This is a genomic window from Neorhizobium sp. P12A, assembly GCF_008365395.1.
In the GTDB taxonomy this organism is placed as follows: domain Bacteria; phylum Pseudomonadota; class Alphaproteobacteria; order Rhizobiales; family Rhizobiaceae; genus Rhizobium.
In genome coordinates, this window is the sequence record NZ_QOVX01000001.1 from 1,218,043 (window position 1) to 1,238,194 (window position 20,152).

Below are 20,152 nucleotides of genomic sequence, written 5' to 3' on the forward strand. Positions count from 1 at the left end.
CGATCCAACCTGTGCCTGGTTTGTCGCCGGCGCCTCAAAGTCGGGCGCCGGATCTTGCTTATGCGAGTTGCGTAAACCGAAGCTTACGCGAAAAAGGCCCTCACCTATTTCGCCAGCTTGCCGTCGAGATAAAGCTGCAGCGTCGCGCGCGTGCCCTTCTCCCAAAGCGTCTGCAGCGCATCGGCAAAACGCTTGCGGAAGAGGTCGGACTTGGCGACTTCGCCGAAGATGTCTTCGAAGACGAGGAACGCCATCGGATCGTCCTTCGCCTTGACGGCAGCCTCGTGCAGACGATCGGCGCTTGCATCGTTGAAGACGATCTTCTGGCCGCTGTCGGTCGTGCCTTCGAAATAACGGCACCAGAGCGCCGAGACCAGGGCCAGACCGACAATGTCCCTGCCCTGGCGCAGATTGTCGAGCGTCGAGGGCAGAATGAACTTCGGCTGGCGGTTGGAGCCGTCCTGCGCCAGGCGCGGGATCGTATCGGCGATCTTCGGGTTGAGCAGGCGATGCTCGATCAGCGCGAAATAGTCCGTCAATGAAGTATTCGGCACCGGCGGCACGATCGGGATGATCTCGTCATTCTCGAGCTTGGCGAGGAAGGCGCGAATCAGCGGATCTTCCATGGAGTCGTGAACGAAATGAATATCCATCAGCGCAGCCGGATAGGCGATGGCCGCATGGCCACCATTCAGGATGCGGATCTTCATGTGCTCATAGGGCGTGACATCGGGAACGAAAGTGACGCCGACCTTCTCAAGCGCCGGGCGACCGAGGGTGAACTTGTCCTCCAGCACCCATTGCTTGAACTCTTCGCAATAGACCGGCCAGTTGTCCTCGATCTTGAAGGCATCCTTGAGCAGGTCGATTTCGCGCTGGCCGGTCGCCGGCGTGATGCGGTCCACCATGGCGTTCGGGAAGGCGACATTCGCCTTGATCCAATCGGCAAGATCAGGATCGGAAAGCCTAGCCGTGCCGACAACGGCATTGGTCGTGACCACGCCATTATGCGGAATGTTGTCGCAGGACATGACGGTGAAGGGAGCAACGCCCTTGTCGCGCCGTGCCTTGAGGCCGGCAACGATGAGGCCGAAGACCGTCTTCGGCTCATCAGGATTCTTTCCGTCCGCGGCAATCGCCGGATGAGCCGGGTTGAACTTGCCTGATGCGTCGATGAAGTAGCCGCCTTCGGTGATCGTCAAGGAGACGATGCGGATCGAGGGATCCGCGAGCTTGGCGATGATCGCCTTGGCGTCGCCGGGCGGCAGGATATCGATCATCGGCGCGGTGACGCGCGCCGCCGTCTTGTTGTTGTCCTGCTCGACGATGGTCGTCAGGAAATCCTGCGCCGCAAGCTTTTCGCGCATGGCGGCATCGGAGGGGAGAACGCCGGCGCCAATTATGGCCCAGTCATGGTCCTGCCCCAGATTGAAAAGATCGTCGAGATAAATGGCTTGGTGGGCGCGATGAAAATTACCGACGCCGAAATGAACAATGCCGGCCGAAAGCTTCGACCGGTCATAAGCCGGGATGGTCGCCGTTGCCGACACGTCCTTTAGTGTTGCCAGCGATAGTTTCGTCATGACTCAAGTCCTTCTGAAAGGTCTTTATATGCGGCAACCTCCGGGGTTCCCGCAGGATAAACCCGGGCCTTCTCTGGTCCGGGCACGTCTCTCATGTGCCGCAGGGTCTGCGGACAGCAGGCGATTAGATCGACAGGCCCTTGTCATTGAACTTGTGGATGCGGGTCTTATCAGGCGTCAGATAGACGATATCGCCGGCGCGGGACGCAAAGTCGCCGCTGCCACGGGCCGTAACCGGGCCGATCCCTTCGACATCCACATGCAGGAAAGTGTCGGAGCCTAAGTGTTCGGCCACGGTGATCCTGCCCTTCCAGTCGCCGCTCTCATGCGAGAGGATGAGATGCTCCGGGCGAATGCCGATCGTATGGGCGCCCAAACTCTGCGCGGACGCACCGTTGACGAGGTTCATTTTTGGCGAGCCGATGAAGCCCGCGACGAAGAGGTTGCGCGGGTTCTTGTAGAGCTCCAACGGCGAGCCGACCTGCTCGATATTGCCGCGGTTCAAGACGACGATCTTGTCGGCCATGGTCATCGCCTCGACCTGGTCGTGCGTGACGTAGATCATCGTCGTCTTGAGCTGCTGGTGCAGTTCGCTGATTTCGAGGCGCATATTGACACGCAGCGCAGCATCGAGGTTCGACAGCGGCTCGTCGAACAGGAAGGCCGATGGCTGGCGAACGATCGCGCGGCCGATGGCGACGCGCTGGCGCTGGCCGCCCGAAAGCTGGCGGGGCTTGCGCTCCAGATAGTCGGTCAGGTTCAGGACGCGGGCGGCATCGGCGACCTTGCGGTCGATTTCGGCCTTGTCCATGTTCGCCATCTTCAGGGGGAAGGCGATATTATTGCGCACACTCATATGCGGATAGAGCGCGTAGGACTGGAAGACCATCGCAAGACCGCGCTCCGAAGGCGGCCTCTCCGTTACGTCCTTCCCGTCGATGACGAGCTTGCCTGCCGAAAGATCCTCGAGGCCGGCGATCAGGCGCAGCAGGGTCGATTTTCCGCTACCGGACGGGCCGACGAAGACCACGAATTCGCCATTTGCGATCTCGAGATCGACGGATGGAATGACCTGGACGTCTCCGAAGACCTTCGAGACTTTTTGAAGGGTAATGCTGCCCATGTTTCTCTCCCTGGAGTCTTTATTTTACTGCGCCGAAGGTCAGGCCGCGGACGAGTTGCTTTTGGCTGAACCAGCCGAGAATGAGGATCGGCGCGATCGCCATGGTCGAAGCCGCCGAAAGCTTGGCGTAGAACAGGCCTTCGGGGCTGGAGTAGGACGCAATGAAGGTCGTCAGCGGCGCCGCATTCGACGTGCTGAGATTGAGCGTCCAGAAGGCCTCGTTCCATGCCAGGATGATGTTGAGCAACAGCGTCGACGCAATGCCCGGAACAGCCATCGGCGTCAGCACGTAGACGATCTCCTTCATCAAGGTCGCGCCGTCCATGCGAGCCGCTTCGAGGATTTCGCCAGGAATTTCCTTGAAGTAGGTGTAGAGCATCCAGACGATGATCGGCAGGTTAATGAGCGTCATTACCCCGACCAGCCCGATCCGGCTGTCCAGCAGACCGGAATTGCGGAAGATGAGGTAGATCGGAATGAGCGCGCCGACCGGCGGCATCATCTTCGTCGACAGCATCCACATCAATACGTCTTTGGTGCGCTTCGTCGGCGAAAAGGCCATGGCCCAGGCGGCGGGAATGGCAATGATCAGGCCGATGATGGTCGAGCCGAAGGCGATGACAACCGAGTTGAAGAAATGCAGGAAATAGTCCGATCGGGCCTGCACCTCGGAATAATTCTCGGTCGTCCAATGGAAGAAGAGGAAGCTCGGAGGCGAGGCGACCGCCTCCCCCTCCGTCTTGAAGCTGGTCAGGAACGTCCACAGGATCGGGAAGAAGATCAGGAGGGCCAGCGCCCAGGCGATGACCGAGATGACCACTTTGCGGCGGGTAGAAACGCTACGTGCCATCTCAAGCCTCCAGATTCTTGCCGACAATGCGGACGAGGAAGATCGCGACGATATTGGCAAGGACGACGGCGACGATACCACCTGCCGATGCGCCGCCGATGTCGAACTGCAACAGGGCCTGCGAATAGACGAGATACGTCAGGTTCGTGCTGTCGGTGCCCGGGCCGCCATTCGTCGTGACAAGGATTTCTGCAAAGACCGAAAGCAGGAAGATCGTCTCGATCAGGATCACGACCGTGATGGCACGAGCCATATGCGGCAGGATGATATAGATGAACTTCGAGATCGGGCCGGCTCCGTCCATTTCGGAGGCTTCCTTCTGCTCCTCGTCGAGCGACTGCAGTGCAGTCAGCATGATCAGGGTCGCAAAGGGCAGCCATTGCCAGGCGACAATGATGATGATCGACAAAAGCGGAATGGTCGCAAGCCAGTCCAGCGGCTGCAGTCCCACCAGCTTGAACAGGTATGCGAAGAGCCCGTTCACCGGGTTCATGAACATGTTCTTCCAGACCAGCGCCGCAACTGTCGGCATGACAAAGAACGGCGCAATCACAAGAATGCGCACGATCCCCTGGCCGAACATCGGTTGGTCGAGAAGAAGGGCAAAGGCGATGCCGCCGATGATGGTGATCACGAGCACGCCGGCAACGAGCAGCAGCGTGTTGAGCAGCGCATCGAAGAAGGCCGGATCGGTCAGGAAGTATTGGTAGTTGGTAAAGCCGATGAATTCGTGTTCGCCGGGATTGAGCAGATTGTAGTTCAGCGTCGAGAAATAGATCGTCATGACGAGCGGGACGATCATCCACGCGAAAAGAAGGAGAACCGAGGGCGCCATCATCAGGCGCGCGGAAGAACGGGTGTGTAACGTCGCCATGGCAAGGACCAATCTTGTCTAAATCTCGGGAGAATGGCCGCAAAACAGCGGAAATAAAAGAGGTCGCCGAAGAGTAGTTCGGACGGCGACCTAGGTGAGGGAGCGGAGGTCACTCCCTCGTTCTCTCGGGAGGGCTTCTTACTTGGGATAGCCAGCCTTTTTCATTTCGCGCGTCGTCAGCTGCTGTGCACTCTTCAGTGCGGCATCGACGGTGACCTGACCGGCGAGTGCAGCAGAGAATTGCTGGCCAACGGCCGTACCGATGCCCTGGAATTCCGGAATGGCGACGAACTGGACGCCGACATAGGGAACGGGCTTGACGGTCGGATGCTTCGGATCAGCCGAATTGATCGAGTCCAGGGTCATCTTCGCGAACGGAGCTGCCTTCTGGTAATCGGCATTGGCATAGAGCGAAGCGCGGGTTCCGGGAGGAGCGTTCAGCCAGCCTTCCTTTTCCGCAACGAGGTTGGTGTAGTCCTTGCTGGTTGCCCATGCGACGAACTTCTCGGCAGCTTCGGCCTTCTTGGTGCTGGCCGGGACGGCGAGGTTCCAGGCCCAGAGCCAGTTGCCGCGCTTGCCGAGACCAGTGTCCGGAGCAAGAGCAAAGCCGACCTGATCGGCGACCTTGGACTGCTTCGGATCGGAAACGAAGGAAGCAGCAACCGTCGCGTCGATCCACATGCCGCACTTGCCGGTCTGGAACAGAGCGAGGTTTTCGTTGAAGCCGTTGGAGGAGGCGCCCGGAGGTCCGTCTTCCTTCATCATCTTGACGTAGAAGTCGAGGGTCTTCTTCCACTCGGGCTGATCGAACTGGGCATTCCACTTTTCATCGAACCAGCGAGCGCCGAACGAGTTCGACATCGCCGTCAGGAACGCCATGTTTTCGCCCCAGCCGGCCTTGCCGCGAAGGCAGATGCCGTAGACTTCATGGTCCTTGTCGGTGATCTTCTTGGCCGCGTCGGCGATGAAGTCCCAGGTCGGGGCATCAGGCATCTTCAGCCCGGCCTTGTCGAACAGATCCTTGCGGTACATGACCATCGAGCTTTCGCCGTAGAACGGAGCTGCATAGAGCTTGCCGTCTTCGGTCAGACCGCTGCGGATGGCCGGAAGAAGGTCGTCCACATCGTAGCTGGCGCCGAGATTGTCGAGCGGCAGCAGCCATCCCTGCTTGGCCCAGATCGGAACTTCATAGGTACCGATCGTGACAATATCATACTGGCCACCCTTGGTCGCGATGTCGGTCGTGACCTTCTGGCGCAGGACGTTTTCTTCGAGGGTTACCCACTGCAGATCGATGTCCGGATTCTTCTTCTTGAAGTCATCCGTCAGCTTCTGCATGCGAACCATGTCACCGTTGTTGACGGTAGCGATGGTCAGCGTCTCTGCAGAGGCCATCCCAGCAAGCATTGTTGCCGAGCAGATGCTCAGCAGAAAAGTCTTCAATTTCATATCTTCCTCCCAGAAGAAAAGAAAATCTGAGCATTCGCTTTGCTCATGGGCAATTACTCACGCATTATTGCAAAAAGTCAATGCACATTCGTTGCTGCGATGCCGAACATGCAACCTAACTATCTGAAAATGAAGAAAATAATTTTTGCTCAGTCTCTGAGCAAAAATTCAGCAGTAGCCTCGTCGGTGATCAAACCGTTGATCTGATGACCTGTCAGGGCCGCCTTGATGGCCGAAAGCTTTCGCTTGCCCTTGGCGATACCGATGACCGAGGAAGTCTCCCGTGACGGTATGGGCGCACTGGCGACCCTATCGTTGATCGGGTCGACGAGGAGCCTCCCCTGCCCGTCGAAGACCCAGCCGCAGATCTCGCCGGCAGCGCCGCGCTTCATCAGCGCCAGCATCTCATCCTTTTCAAGGAAACCATCGAGGCAGAGTGGCGCGTCGATCCCCATTTCGCCAATGCCGACGAAAGTAACATCGGCCTGCGCGCTGATATCGAGCGTCGAGCGCACCAGCGCCTGCGCATGCAGGACTTCGCGGTCCTCGGAAGCGGTCACGAGCACCGGCAGCGGCATTGGATAATGCCGCGCCTTGATCGCATCCGCCATGCTGAAGATGACGTTGTAATAGGCGGCCGAGCCGTCAGGACCGATATTGCCGGTGAGCGAAACGACGCGGTGCTGCGGACATTCGATGACGGGCAACTGATCGACCGCCGCCTTCAGCGTGCGACCCGTCCCGATGGCCAGCACGATGGGATCGCTGCGCTTCAGCCAGCGCTCGATCTCCGCCGCTGCCGCTTCAGCGATCCCGACCGTGGTTGAACTGGAGCCGGCATCGCTGGGAACGACTTCGACATGCTTGAGATCATATTTGTCGCGCAGGGCTCGAGCCAGTTCGAGACAGGCCGCGATCGGGTGATCGAGCCGGACCTTGATCAGACGTTCAGCCACGGCAAGCGACACAAGGCGCTGCGCCGACTGTCGGGAAATCCCCATCGCCGAGGCGATCTCGTCCTGCGTCCGTCCCGCAACATAATAGAGCCAGCCGGCACGTGCCGCATCGTCGAGCCGCCCATGGCTTTCCAACTTCCTCGCCATCATGGTCCTTCTATGCAAAACAGCAGCGGACCCCCGACGTCGCCGGGGGAAATGGTGCGATGTTTCACAGACTACTGAATGTCCGGCGGAATGACGCCCTTGGTCAAGGTGAAACAACCATAGAAGCGCCGCTCGCCGGTCTGGATCACGCAATAGGCATTCTTGGCGCGTTCGTAGAAGGCGAAACGCTCGACCGGCACCAGCGGCCAATGCTTGCCCTCGGCGCGATCGATCTCGGCCTGCACTTCCTTGCGAGGCCCGGGAATCTCATCGGGCGCGCCGACGACTTCCATGCAGGCTGCAGCATCGTCGATGAAGCTGTCGAGCGGCATCAGGGAAAGGATGGCGGCGGCGGCCTGCGCGGACGTGACGTTGTCGATGCGCAGCAGCTTGCCAAGTCGCGTCTGACGAGCAATCGCATCGGCCGGAAAATTCGTATCCACGATGACAAGCATGTCGCCATGTCCCATCGCCTTCAACGCATGAAGCACATCCGCATTGAGCAGCGGTGAAATTCCCTTCAACATGGGCAAACGTCCTCTAATATGTGGCGGCATCGCCATCAGACGTGCCGTTCCTCCTGCCGGACAAAACAAGTAATCGTGGCTTCGATTTCTGTCCATAGCCGCCGTGAACGTTCTCGATCACCGATCGAACACCAGGATTTATCGACCCGTTCAATTATGACACTTCCGTTGCGGCTTATTTCGGCCTTTATTGGATCGCCTATCACCATGGCGCCCCTTCATAAACACACGTCAACCGTGAGGAACGAGTGAGAATCCTGCTCATTGAAGATGACGAAACGCTCGGGAGCGCCGTTCGCGATCATATCGTTGCTGCGACGCATGCGGTGGACTGGGTGAAGCAACTGAATGACGCGGCGGAAGCATCACGCGCCGTGCACTACGGCCTTATTCTGCTCGACCTGCAACTCCCTGATGGTAGCGGCGTCGAATTTCTCAAAAGCCTGCGCCGCGAATCGAATGAGACCCCCGTCATCATTCTCACCGCCAGGGATCAGATCACTGACAGGATCGAGGGCTTGAACAGCGGCGCCGACGATTACCTCGTCAAGCCCTTCAATCTCGGCGAACTCTCTGCACGCATCATGGCTGTCGCCCGCCGCTATTCAGGCAGCCCACAGCCGACAATCCGCGTCGGCGACATCGAGATTGACCAACCCCAGCGTCGCCTGACGATTTCCGGCAAGGACGTCATTCTGACAGGCCGAGAATGGGCCGTCCTCGACCTTCTCGTGGTGCGGCCGGGCGCGATCGTGTCGAAGGACCGTATCGAGGAGGCGCTATATTCCTTCGGGTCGGAAATCGAGAGCAATACCGTGGAAGTCTATATCAGCCGGCTGCGCAAGAAGATCGGCAAGGATCGCATCAGCACAGCCCGAGGCGTCGGCTATTATCTGGGTGAGCGATGACCGAGCGCATGAAGCTGAACCGAGTCAGCATTACCCGCCGCCTGATCACGACGCTGACCGGCATGGTGGTGATCTTCTGGCTGATTGCGGTTGGACTGGGCGCCTATGTCATGAACCGCGAGCTAGCGGAAATATTCGACGGCACGCTGCAGGAAACGGCCGAACGCCTGATGCCGCTCGTCCTCGACGACCTGGGGCAGCGCGCTGGCGAGAACGATGAACAGCGCCTCCAGGAAATCCAGCAGGGCTTGAACAGGGAATATCTGACCTACCAGGTTCTCGACGCGACGGGAAAAATCATCCTGCATTCGCAGGAAGCTCCGACCGTCCCCTATGAAGTCCCGCTTAAGATCGGTTTTCACAACACGCCGAAATATCGAATCTACACCGAAACTGCCATGAACGGCACGCTCTTCCTGCATGTCGCCGACGCCTTCCGCAATCGCCGGGAAGCCGTGCGCGAGGGCACCGTCGCCCTGCTCTGGCCGCTGCTCTTGCTCATTCCTGTCAGCATGGCCGCCATCTGGTTTATCGTCAGCCGTTCGCTTGCGCCGATCGACAGATTGCGCACCGAGATCGGCACCAAGGACAGCGGCAACATGGCGTCGCTGGAAAGCGATACCCTGCCGCGCGAATTGCGGCCGATCGCACGCTCGGTCAACCTTCTTCTCGGCCGCCTGCGTGCCGCGCTGGATGCGGAGCGGGAATTTACCTCGAACAGCGCCCACGAGCTACGGACCCCGATCGCCGGAGCTCTGGCACAGACGCAGCGGCTCATTGCGGAACTGCCGGCAGGTCCCTTGGTCGAGCGTGCCGGACGCATCGAGACCTCGCTCGCCAATCTCGGCCGGCTTGCCGAAAAGCTGCTTCAGCTCGCCCGCGCGGAGGCGGGCATCGGTACTGCCGAAAAGCCCGTCGATCTGGCGCTGATCATACAGACGGTCGTCAGCGACTACGACCGCGACACGGAAACATCAGGCCGCATCCTGAACGAATGCCAGCCTGATGGAGCATTGGTCCGCAACGTCGACATCGACGCTTTCGCAATCGTGCTGAGAAACCTCATCGAAAACGCGCTGTTGCATGGCCATGCCGAAGGCGAGGTCATCGTCAAGGCCGAGTCAGGCGCGATCCGAGTCATAAACGGCGGCGAAGCTGTGCCCGCCAACGATCTGGTCGACCTGAAGCGACGGTTCCGGCGCGGCCGGACCAAGGCTGCCGGTTCAGGCCTCGGCCTTGCAATTGTCGACCGCATCATAGGCCAGATGGGCGGGCGCCTCGATCTCATCTCTCCGGTGCCCGGTCAGACCGACGGCTTCGAAGCCAGGATCACGATGCGGTAATATTCGGCAGCCCGGATTATTCTTGCATTGATCGGCAAAGGGTGCGAGCAAGCGCGAAAGGCTCCACGGGCGGATATCATGATCGTTTCTTTTGACATTGGTGGCTCTGCCATCAAGGGCGGCATTGCCCGATCGGACACCGAGATCGTGCCGCTTGCCCGGCGCCCAACCCCGAAAGACGATTTCACGCAGTTTGTCGCAACGCTCCGCGAACTGATCGGCGAAGCTGGCGAAACGCCGGACTGCATTTCATTTTCCATCGCCGGCGTTGTCGATCCCGATACCCAGGCGCTGACCTGCGCCAATATCCCCTGCATCCATGGACGTCGCCTCGCCGCCGACCTGGAAGCAGAACTCGGCTATCGCGTGCTGATCGCCAATGATGCCGATTGCTTCGCCATGGCCGAGGCCATGTCCGGTGCGGGACGCGGGCACCGCATCGTCTTCGGCGCCATTCTCGGCACCGGCGTTGGCGGGGGGCTGGTTGCCGATGGGCGGCTGATCAATGCCGCGGGCGGCTTTGCCGGAGAATGGGGCCATGGCCCGATCATCGCCTCCTTCGCCGGGACGCCGCCGGTCGCCATTCCGGCCTATCCCTGCGGCTGCGGCCAGAAGGGTTGCGTCGACACGGTCGGCGGTGCGCGCGGCATCGAGAAACTTCACCGTACGCTGCATGATATCGACCTGCGCAGCGAGGAGATTATCGACCTCTGGCGCAAGGGCGATGAAAAAGCCGGGCGCACATTGGATGTCTATATGGACCTCGTGGCCCCGCCGCTTGCACTCACGGTCAACATTACAGGCGCGACAATCGTTCCCGTTGGCGGCGGCCTGTCGAATGTCGAGCCTCTGCTGGCAAGGCTTGATGCTGCGGTCCGCTCCAGGATCCTGCGAAAATTCGACCGCCCTCTCGTCGTCCAAAGCCAGTGCAAGGTCGAGCCCGGCCTGATCGGCGCAGCCCTGCTCGGACTTAAATATGCAGAAGAACGCGACCATGCTGCTTGAAGTCTGTGTCGAAGACATTGCCGGCCTGTTGCAGGCAATCGACGGCGGCGCCGACCGTATCGAGCTCTGCAGCGCACTCGCCGTTGGTGGATTGACGCCGAGCGCCGGCCTTATGGCGGCTGCAGCTGCCCAGCCGGTTCCCTCCTACGCCATGATCCGCCCGCGAGCCGGCAGTTTCATTTACTCATCCGACGAACTCGACGTGATGAAGGCAGACATCGACGCTGCCCGTCATGCCGGTCTTCCCGGCGTGGTGCTCGGAGCTTCCCTGCCCGATGGGCGGCTGGACGGCGAAACGCTGAAAGCGTTGGTCAAGCAAGCCGACGGTATGGGCCGGACGCTTCACCGGGCCTTCGACCTCGTTCCTGACATCGAGGAAGCCGTCGAACTGGCCGTCGAACTCGGCTTTGAGCGCATATTGACGTCAGGTCGGGAAAAGACGGCGCCAGAAGGCGTGGAGACCATTGATCATGCGATCAAGGTTGCAGCAGGACGCATCTCCATCATGCCCGGCTCTGGGGTCAATCGCCAGTCGGTCTCCAAACTGCTGCCGCGTCTCACAGTGACCGAAATCCACGCGTCCTGTTCCGTGGCCGAAGACGAGCAGGACCCACTTTTGCTTGCGCTGGGGTTCGCTGCTCCGACAAGCCGCCGCACGGATGCCGCGACGGTGCGCGCCCTCAAGTTGCGCATCGGCTGAGATATTTCTCGGCCGGTTTCCGAGCATATTCGAACACAATTGCCAGACGCGCTTAAAACATGCATGAGTTAGTCAAGAAGCGAGGATCGTGACTGCGGAAAGCTGCGCTCCGGGCTGCAGAATAAAATGCAAACCTACCGCTTTGAACTGAATTTAGAACCGTAGAGATTTGCTTCGAGATTTGAGCAAGGCGTAGTTTTCAGTATGTCGATCGCGCCGCCGCGGAAGAAAAGCAGAGCCGTTTTCTGGATCTCGACGATCATCATCGGCACCGCCATTCTGGCGACAGTTCTTCTGGCAAACGACAAACGCAATCTCAGAACGCTGACCCAATACTATCACATAACCTGGTTCGACGGCTGGCTTCATCAGGATGTGCCGGTCGCCGCAAAGCCGGTCGTAGCCGTAAGAACAAAGCCGAGATTGGCACAGGTGCAGGCACAGATACCCTTGCCGGAACACGCCTTCGATAAGGCACCTTCAACGATGCCGGTCAGTTTCATCAGGACCTGGAAGATTTCTGGCGAAGACCTTTGCGCAAAATTGGCGGATGCCGGCCTGCCCGTCAGCAAATGGAAACAGAGCGGCTTCGATACCGGCACTTTCGAATGCAGCTATGAGGCCCAGAACGGGAAAGGCGATAACGAAGCTTCCTTCTTCATCATCGTGCGCGGTACGGAAACCGGTGAACTTGCCAATGTCCGGCTCAAGGTCATCCTGCCCGACACCGACGGCGGGCGGGCGTTTCGGGACAAGTTTGTAAACACAGTCACGACGCTTGTGACAGAAAGCCAATGGCCCGACTTCCAGGCCGCCCTGGAACCTATCGGCAGGCTTGAGAATGTCACGCTGGCCGCGTTCGGCGCGAAACTGACCTTCTCGCACGAATTTGAGGATGCCAGGCGTTTCAATTTCGTCCTCGACCTGGAAAGGACGACTCCAGAGCAACGCCGGGAGGGCGATTATTTCGACACGTCGAAATGGTTGCCAGTGCCTCCGCAGGCTGCAAATGCCAGATAAAGATCGCAGAACCCGACTGGGTAGAAGAATATCAGCCGCCGGACCGTGTATAGGGCCGAGGTCCGCGTTCCAGAATGTGATGGCGATAGTAAGAGCCGGGCGAATCCGCGTTGATCAGGTTTTTATAAACCTGCTCGGGAATATCCGAATATGGTACTATTCTGCCGCTCTTGAATTCGATTTCCAGACGAGCCAGCGAGGAATCATACCTCACGGCGGAAATCAGCCTTGAATTTACGAGGATCTTTTCCATATCGCACATTCCAATCATTCAAAATAAGCTGGAATCGCTCAGTGGCACTGATCAATATCTCCGCAGTCTAAACTGCGTCATCATTGATCTGAAAGATATCTGTTGCAATGCACAAAACAATAACCAAGACATTAATAGCCGTCAATGCTTTTGTGCGGCGCGACGATTATATACTGTTTTGGAATGATACACTCGATCACGAAAAATTGTGACTTGATACCTTCACAATGCATTCTTTGAGGCACACTCTGCCCACCTGCCGAAATCCGCAGCAAATGATCGCAACGCGGCCGCTTTTTGTTGCACTGCACGATCTATAGTGCTGAAATGGTAATGATTGTTGAGCCGGAAATCGCCGGCGGATTTACGGACAGGGTCCCCCAGTAGCCCTGGACGCGGAAAGCCTATTGCATGACCTCCACAGATGAAGCCTCCGAAGGCAGCCCTACCTTCGTCACCGAACGAGATCCTCGCCTCCGCTATATCATCCCAGCCGTCGTCGCGGTCGGCTTCCTGATGGAGCAGCTGGATTCCACGATCATCATCACTGCGGTGCCCGATATCGCCAAGAGCCTTGCCACGACGCCGGTGCGCATGAATCTTGCTGTCACGACCTATATCCTCACGCTTGCCATGTTCATTCCGGTCAGCGGCTGGTTTGCCGATCGTTTCGGTGCGAGGCGTATTTTCACGCTGTCGCTGTTTCTCTTCACCCTCGGCTCGATCCTCTGTGGCATGGCCACAAGCTTTCCGATGCTGATTGCCACGCGCGCCCTCCAAGGCTTCGGGGGCGCCATGATGACACCGGTCGGCCGGCTGATTCTGATCCGCAGCTTCCCGCGCAGCCAGCTGGTGACTGCCATGACCTATATGACGCTGCCTGCAATCATCGGGCCTGTCATCGGACCCGTTCTCGGTGGCTTCCTGACCACCTATCTGTCCTGGCGCTGGATCTTCTGGGTCAACCTGCCCTTCGGCATCATCGGCATGGTCGCCGCCCTGCGCTACGTCGAGGACACCGACCGCGACAGCAGCCTCAAGTTCGATTTTCCTGGCTTCGTGATGGTCGGCCTCGGCTGTGTCCTGCTGCAATACGGCATCGAAAATGTCGGCCGCCCGACAATTCCAGTCCCGGCCATCGCAGCCGTTCTTATCGCAGCCTTCCTTCTGCTCGCCGGCTTCGTGCAGTATGCAAAGACCGCTGAATCCCCGGCCGTCGATCTCACGCTCTTTCGCCTGCGGACCTTCCGGGTGGGAACGCTCGCCGGCGGCATCTGTCGCGTCGGCCTGAACGGCGTGCCCTTCCTTCTGCCGCTGATGCTGCAGGTTGGCTTCGGCCTGAGCCCGATCATATCCGGCACACTGACCTTCGTAAGCGCCCTTAGCGCGCTTGCCGTGCGTCCGGTCTCGGCTCGATTGCTTCGCCTCTATGGCTTCGACCGCGTATTGACGTGGAGTGCCGTGTTCGGCTCTGCCATCGTTGCCGGCTTTGCCCTGATGGGCCCTGATACGCCACGCTGGTTTATCATGGCCTATGTCTTCGTCTTCGGCATTGCCCGCGCGGCCCAGTTCATGACCTCGAACACGCTGTCCTATTCGGACACGCCAGCCGCCCAGCTTAGCCGCGCGACCAGCCTCGGCGGCGTTCTGCAGCAGTTGAGTGTCAGCTTCGGCATATCGATCGCTGCCATGCTGCTCGGGCTTGTAACGCTCGACGGATCGCAGCTCACACCGGAGAAGTTCCATCTCGCCTTCTTGTTGATGGCGATCATTCCGTTGCTGGGATTGCCCGGTTTTCTGCGTCTTCGCCCGGAGGACGGAAGACAGGTCAGCGGCCATGTACGCCGCGGCATGGAGGCTCCCGGGGAATAATAATACCGATGCGGCAGCCTCAGGCTGCCGCCACGACTGCCTCGCGCGGATGGATCAGATGATCCTTCAGCAACGCTCCGGATTGATCGACCTCCTGCAGTAGGACGTCATAGCTCCATAGATCCGCCAGATGCTGCATGACACGCTTCGTATCGGTTTCGTCAAGCAGGCTGCCGTTCATGACCGTATGCTTGAGAATGAGGCGACGGTCGCCGGCGAGATCGACATCGACGATCTCGATATGCGGATCGATCCAGCCGATATCATACTGACGCGACAATTCCCGCCGGATGCGGCGATAACCGCGTTCATCATGGATCGCTGCAACCAGAATCCCCTCTTCCTCTTCCGGATCGTCGGTCAGATGGAACATGCGCATGCGCCGCATGAGATTGGGGCTTAGGAACTGTGCGACGAAACTTTCGTCGCGATAGTTCGCCCAGAGATCGCGAAGCACGGCCATCGCATCGCCCGTGCCGGCGATTTCGGGGAACCAGGCGCGATCCTCCTCTTCCGGCTTGGTGACGATGCGCTCGATGTCCTGCATCATGGCAAAGCCGAGCGCATAGGGATTGAGGCCGGAATAGCGCTGGTCGTCGAAGGATGGTTGGAATACCACATTGGTATGGGACTTCAGGAACTCCAGGAAGTCGCCGTCGCTAATACCGCCACGCTCATGGAGCCGCGTCATGATCGAATAGTGGACGTAGGTCGCCGTCCCCTCGTTCATCACCTTCGTCTGGCCCTGCGGATAGAAATACTGGGCCACGTGCCGGACGATGCGCAAGATCTCTCGCTGCCACGGCTTGAGCCTCGGCGCCATCTTTTCAAGGAAATAGAGAAGGTTTTCCTGCGGCAGGCCGGCAACGAACTGCCGCCTTGCCAGGCTGAGGTCCGGCGCACTTTTCCCCGGCTTGGTCGGCACGGTTCGCCAGAGATCGTTGAAGATCTTCTCGTCATGCGCCCGCCGTTCCTGCTGGCGAAGCTCTTCCTGCCTGAGGTCGAGCTTCTTGCGGCCTGCATAGCGATGGACGCCATGCGACATAAGCGCGTGGGCCGCATCCAGGGTCCGCTCGACCGCGGCATGCCCGTAACGCTCCTCGCAATGGGAGATATAGCCCTTGGCGAAGTTGAGATATTCGAGGATGCCGTCGGCATCGGTCCACAGCTTGAACAGATAGTTGTTCTTGAAGAAATGATTGTGGCCGAAGGCAGCGTGCGCGATGACCAGCGCCTGCATCGTCGCCGTGTTCTCCTCCATCAGATAGGAGATGCAGGGCGAACTGTTGATGACGATCTCGTAGGCAAGCCCCCTCAAGCCTTTGCGGTAGAAAGCCTCGTGATGGGCGAAATGCTTGCCGAAGGACCAGTGCTTGTAGAAGAGCGGCATGCCGATCGAGGAATAGACATCCAGCATCTGCTCGGCGGTGATGATCTCGATCTGGTTCGGATAGCAATCGAGACCGAGCTCCCCGATCGCGATCTTCTCGCAGGCATCGTGAATCCGCTGGATCGTCGAGAAATCCCAATCAGCCCCTTCGTAGAGCCGCTTCATCTTTTTTGTCATCACCCAACCTTCCCTTCCGCCGGACGACGCTGGAAGAGCTCGTGGAAAACAGGATAGATCTGGCTGCGATCCGTGACCTTTCGCATCGACAGAAGCGGCCATTCCCGCTGGATGCGCTCGTAAAGCGACCAGAGCGCCGAGCCTGACACGATGGGTGAACTGCGGGACTCGCCGACTTCGAGATAGGCGAAATACTGGCACGCGGGCAGGATGAAGTCGGTGAGCAAGGTGGCCGTCGCCGCATTGTCCGAATAGGCGTTGTCGCCGTCGGAGGCCTGCGCCGCATAAATGTTCCAGTCGGACGGCGGATAGCGATCGATCACGATCCGCCGCATGGCCTCCATCGCGCTCGACACTTGCGTGCCGCCCGTCGCAGGACTGCGGAAGAAGGTTTCCTCGTCCACCTCCTCGGCCGTGTCCGTATGACGGATGAAGACGATCTCGACCCGGCGGTACTGCCGCGTGAGGAAAATGTAGAGCAGCATGTAGAAGCGCTTGGCGAGATCCTTCATATGCTCCGACATCGAGCCGGAAACGTCCATCAGGCAGAACATCACCGCCTGCGCCACCGGCTTCGGCTCGTTCTCGAAACGGCGATAGCGGATATCGATGGGGTCGATATAGGGAATGCGCCGGACCTTGGACTCCAGCAGCTTGATCTCCTCCTCCAGCTCCCGTCGGCGCTCGTCGTCCGTGCATTCCGCCAGTTCGGCGACGAGTTCCGCAACCGTCTCCGGCTTCGGCCGCTTCAGTGCCACGCGTCGCATCATGGCAAGCCGCATTGTTCGGGTCACCGCAAGGTTTGCCGGAGACCCGGAAACAGAATAGCCGGCGCGAACGGGATTGACCTGATCGGTGGTTGCCAGACGCCGCTTGGCGAGATCCGGAAGCTCCAGATCGTCCAGGAACATGTCGAGGAATTCCTCGCGGGTCAGAACGAAACGGAAGGCATCCTCGCCAGAGCCCTGGCCGGCCTCACGAGGCCTCCCGCCACGGCTTTCCGGCCGCGGCAGGATATCACCCTCGATAAAGGTCTTGTTGCCTGGCAGGATATGCTCCTGCTTTCCCCCGGCGCCCCGATGCAGCCGGGGCTCCTCCGTCCCATCGATGGGAATGCTGACCTCACCGCCGTTCAGGATGTCCTGAATGTCGCGATTTTGTGAAGACTCATAGACCGCTTTCTGCACCAGCGCCTTGGCTCTCCGCAGAAAACGCTGGCGATTCTCCAGACTCTTGCCGCCTGGGTTCAGGCGCCGGTCGACAATATGCATTCCCGCTTCCTTGTTGGGCTCACCCTGCTTGCTTTACACGCATGTACCATTCAACAAGCCGCCGAACTTGACGCTCCGTATAGCCTCTGGAGGTCATGCGCTCGACGAACTGCCCGTGCTTCTTCTCGGTTTCTCCGTCCTTCTTCGACCCGAAGGAAATGACCGGCAACAAATCCTCGACCTGGGAGAACATCCGCTTTTCGATGACTTCGCGGATCTTTTCGTAGCTCGTCCAGGATGGATTCTTTCCGGCATTGCCTGCTCGTGCCCTCAGGCAGAACTTGACGACCTCGTTTCTGAAATCCTTCGGATTGGCAATTCCAGCCGGCTTCTCGATCTTGGTCAGTTCCTGATTGAGCAGGTCGCGATCGAGCATCTGGCCGGTATCGGGATCCTTGAAGTCGACATCCTCGATCCAGGCATCGGCATAATCGACATAGCGGTCAAAGAGGTTCTGACCGTAGTCTCCATAGGATTCCAGATAGGCCTTCTGGATTTCATGCCCGATGAATTCGGCATAGCGCGGCCCAAGCTCGCCCTTGATGAACTCGATGTAGAGTTTCTCGGTTTCGCTCGGAAGCTGCTCACGCCGGATCGCCTGCTCCAGCACATACATGAGATGAACCGGATCAGCGCCGACTTCCGTCGTATCGTGGTTGAAAGTCGCCGCCAGCACCTTGAAGGCAAATCGGGTCGAAACGCCGTCCATGCCTTCGTCAACACCCGCCGCATCGTGATATTCCTGAACACTTCGGGCGCGCGGATCGGTCTCCTTCAAGCTTTCGCCGTCATAGACCCTGAGCTTGGAGAACAGTGTCGAGTTCTCATGACGTGTCAGGCGAGACAGTACGGTGAAGCGAGCAAGCGTCTCCAGGGTCGAGGGAGCGCACGGGGCGGTGCTGAGTTCGGATTCCTCGATCAGCTTTTCGTAAATCTTCTGCTCTTCCGTGACCCGCAGGCAATAGGGTACCTTGACGACGCAGATACGGTCGATGAAGGCCTCGTTGTTCTTGTTGGCCTTGAAGGTCTGCCATTCGGCTTCGTTCGAGTGCGCCAGAATGACGCCGGAAAACGGGATGGCGCCGATATTCTCGGTACCGATGTAATTGCCTTCCTGCGTCGCCGTCAGCAGCGGATGCAGCATCTTGATCGGCGCCTTGAACATCTCGACGAATTCGAGAATGCCCTGGTTGGCCCGGTTGAGACCACCCGAATAGCTGTAGGCATCCGCATCGTTCTGGGCGAGGCTTTCGAGCTTGCGAATATCAACCTTGCCGACGAGCGAGGAGATGTCCTGATTGTTCTCGTCACCGGGTTCCGTCTTGGCGATGGCGATCTGCCGCAAACGCGACGGGTTCATTTTCACCACGCGGAACTTGGAAATATCGCCTTCGAATTCTTCCAGGCGTTTCAGGCACCAGGGGCTCATGAGACCGGTCAGCCGCCGGCGGGGGATGCGGTATTTTTCTTCCAGTATCGATCCCATGGTCACAGGATCGAAAAGGCTGAGCGGACTTTCGAAAACCGGGCTGATCTCGTCCCCGGCCTTCAGCACGTAGATGGGGTGAACTTCCATCAGCGCCTTCAGACGTTCGGCAAGAGAGGATTTGCCGCCACCGACAGGGCCGAGCAGGTACAGGATCTGCTTTCGCTCCTCCAGTCCCTGGGCCGCATGGCGAAAGAAGGCGACGATCCGTTCGATCGTCTCTTCCATGCCATAGAAGCCGGAGAAGGCAGGATAGACCCGGATCGTGCGATTCATGAAAATACGCCCAAGCCGGGTATCCTTGGCGGTATCCACCATCTGGGCGTCGCCCATGGCGGCCAACAGACGCTCCGTCGCGTTGGCGTACATCAGGGGATTATCCCGACACGCTTCCAAGTATTCGGAAAACGATAACTCGCTTTCGCGCCGCGCTTCAAAAGTACGGGCGAATTCGTTAAACAGCACATCGTTGTTGTTCATGGCGCCTCGATAGCTTTGCTATTGCAACTAACGCCGCATCCGGCGAGTTTACACCCGCCACCACATTATATGGTGGGGGAAGCTTCATTACGAATCAAGACCTGGCCTATCTATAATTCGTACGCCCGATTCGGCAGCGCAGCAATATCCCGCTACTTACGCAGACTTGAATTTAATAATGCATACCACGGAGATTGCCGGAAGCGCTCTCGGCTCAATTTAAGATAGCAATCGCGAAACGAATACGACCGCCGCGACTCACAAGCCACATGGCTTCCCCGGAAGCCGATAGCACCTGTTTATATTGAGTTTAACCGCTCAACCGCGCGATAAAGACGTCCCCACGCACGACCATCCGACTGCCTCGAAAAGATCGCCGCGATCTGTGGATAAAAACTGCGTTAGCAGGGATGCGTAAGCCATGACTTACGGCCTAACGCAATAAAGGCGACCAAAAACACGAAGCATTAATGGCAATGCAAGAAAGTGAATGGTGCCCGGAGGCGGATTTGAACCACCGACACGCGGATTTTCAATCCGCTGCTCTACCAACTGAGCTATCCGGGCAACTCTGCTTCGCTTGAAAAGCTCTTCTTGAAGAGCCTTAGGGGCTTGGTTCTCCCCGGAAGCGAGCGGGGTTATAGCATCTTGTTCGGCCATGTCCAGCGTCAAATGACTCTTTTTTGACGGGAAACGGGATTTTGCCAATTCCGAAGGAAATTGAAGGATTTACGGGAG

The 20,152-nt window shown here is 58.6% G+C and carries 17 protein-coding genes and 1 tRNA gene; 6 read left to right on the plus strand and 12 right to left on the minus strand.

Annotation, left to right across the window (positions count from 1 at the left end):
• Positions 1-104: 104 nt before the first annotated feature.
• The 7 genes from DTW90_RS05840 to DTW90_RS05870 form a co-directional block, all read right to left on the minus strand.
• Positions 105-1,583, minus strand: coding sequence for a mannitol dehydrogenase family protein (locus tag DTW90_RS05840; protein WP_149336938.1), 1,479 nt, complete (start codon positions 1,581-1,583; stop codon positions 105-107).
• A gap of 124 nt (positions 1,584-1,707) precedes the next feature.
• Positions 1,708-2,706 (minus strand): ABC transporter ATP-binding protein, encoded by a 999-nt coding sequence (locus DTW90_RS05845; RefSeq protein WP_149336940.1) that lies wholly within the window; start codon positions 2,704-2,706, stop codon positions 1,708-1,710.
• A 19-nt stretch (positions 2,707-2,725) separates the two neighbouring features.
• A complete protein-coding gene (locus tag DTW90_RS05850) occupies positions 2,726-3,556 on the minus strand; it encodes a carbohydrate ABC transporter permease (protein ID WP_132525226.1) in 831 nt (276 codons plus the stop codon).
• 1 nt (position 3,557) lies between these two features.
• The gene (locus DTW90_RS05855) at positions 3,558-4,430 is read right to left on the minus strand and encodes a sugar ABC transporter permease (protein WP_149336942.1); all 873 of its coding nucleotides are present in this window, start codon (positions 4,428-4,430) and stop codon (positions 3,558-3,560) included.
• 138 nt (positions 4,431-4,568) lie between these two features.
• A complete protein-coding gene (locus DTW90_RS05860; protein ID WP_132525222.1) occupies positions 4,569-5,879 on the minus strand; it encodes a sugar ABC transporter substrate-binding protein in 1,311 nt (436 codons plus the stop codon).
• Positions 5,880-6,028: 149 nt separating this feature from the next.
• Positions 6,029-6,982, minus strand: a complete 954-nt coding sequence (locus DTW90_RS05865) for a sugar-binding transcriptional regulator (RefSeq protein WP_132525220.1) — start codon at positions 6,980-6,982, stop codon at positions 6,029-6,031.
• Between the two features lie 71 nt (positions 6,983-7,053).
• Positions 7,054-7,509, minus strand: a complete 456-nt coding sequence (locus DTW90_RS05870; protein WP_132525218.1) for an RbsD/FucU family protein — start codon at positions 7,507-7,509, stop codon at positions 7,054-7,056.
• 248 nt (positions 7,510-7,757) lie between these two features.
• Between DTW90_RS05870 and DTW90_RS05875 the strand changes: the two genes are divergently transcribed.
• The 5 genes from DTW90_RS05875 (at position 7,758) to DTW90_RS05895 (ending at position 12,485) form a co-directional block, all read left to right on the plus strand.
• The gene (locus DTW90_RS05875; protein ID WP_149336944.1) at positions 7,758-8,417 is read left to right on the plus strand and encodes a response regulator; all 660 of its coding nucleotides are present in this window, start codon (positions 7,758-7,760) and stop codon (positions 8,415-8,417) included.
• Positions 8,418-8,425: 8 nt separating this feature from the next.
• The gene (locus DTW90_RS05880; RefSeq protein ID WP_149337069.1) at positions 8,426-9,760 is read left to right on the plus strand and encodes an ATP-binding protein; all 1,335 of its coding nucleotides are present in this window, start codon (positions 8,426-8,428) and stop codon (positions 9,758-9,760) included.
• A gap of 78 nt (positions 9,761-9,838) precedes the next feature.
• Positions 9,839-10,765 carry an ROK family protein gene (locus DTW90_RS05885; protein WP_149336946.1) on the plus strand — a complete coding sequence of 309 codons (927 nt, stop codon included), beginning with the start codon at positions 9,839-9,841 and terminating at the stop codon, positions 10,763-10,765.
• Positions 10,737-11,465, plus strand: coding sequence for a copper homeostasis protein CutC (locus tag DTW90_RS05890; protein ID WP_246664891.1), 729 nt, complete (start codon positions 10,737-10,739; stop codon positions 11,463-11,465). The genes DTW90_RS05885 and DTW90_RS05890 overlap by 29 nt, the downstream gene beginning before the upstream one ends.
• A 204-nt stretch (positions 11,466-11,669) precedes the next feature.
• The gene (locus DTW90_RS05895) at positions 11,670-12,485 is read left to right on the plus strand and encodes a DUF6030 family protein (protein ID WP_149336948.1); all 816 of its coding nucleotides are present in this window, start codon (positions 11,670-11,672) and stop codon (positions 12,483-12,485) included.
• 31 nt (positions 12,486-12,516) lie between these two features.
• On the opposite strand, the gene DTW90_RS05900 is transcribed toward DTW90_RS05895, so the two are convergent.
• Positions 12,517-12,738, minus strand: coding sequence for a KTSC domain-containing protein (locus DTW90_RS05900; RefSeq protein ID WP_188079877.1), 222 nt, complete (start codon positions 12,736-12,738; stop codon positions 12,517-12,519).
• A gap of 411 nt (positions 12,739-13,149) precedes the next feature.
• Between DTW90_RS05900 and DTW90_RS05905 the strand changes: the two genes are divergently transcribed.
• Entirely contained in the window at positions 13,150-14,610 is a 1,461-nt protein-coding gene (locus DTW90_RS05905) for a DHA2 family efflux MFS transporter permease subunit (protein WP_149336952.1), read from the plus strand.
• Positions 14,611-14,629: 19 nt separating this feature from the next.
• Here DTW90_RS05905 and DTW90_RS05910 read toward each other — a convergent pair whose 3' ends face one another.
• The 4 genes from DTW90_RS05910 to DTW90_RS05925 form a co-directional block, all read right to left on the minus strand.
• Positions 14,630-16,177, minus strand: a complete 1,548-nt coding sequence (locus tag DTW90_RS05910; RefSeq protein WP_149336954.1) for a SpoVR family protein — start codon at positions 16,175-16,177, stop codon at positions 14,630-14,632.
• The gene (locus tag DTW90_RS05915; RefSeq protein WP_149336956.1) at positions 16,177-17,448 is read right to left on the minus strand and encodes a YeaH/YhbH family protein; all 1,272 of its coding nucleotides are present in this window, start codon (positions 17,446-17,448) and stop codon (positions 16,177-16,179) included. The genes DTW90_RS05910 and DTW90_RS05915 overlap by 1 nt, the downstream gene beginning before the upstream one ends.
• A gap of 19 nt (positions 17,449-17,467) precedes the next feature.
• Positions 17,468-19,414 (minus strand): PrkA family serine protein kinase, encoded by a 1,947-nt coding sequence (locus DTW90_RS05920; RefSeq protein ID WP_132525202.1) that lies wholly within the window; start codon positions 19,412-19,414, stop codon positions 17,468-17,470.
• Positions 19,415-19,905: 491 nt separating this feature from the next.
• Positions 19,906-19,981: transfer RNA gene (locus DTW90_RS05925), tRNA-Phe, on the minus strand.
• Between the last annotated feature and the right edge of the window lie 171 nt (positions 19,982-20,152).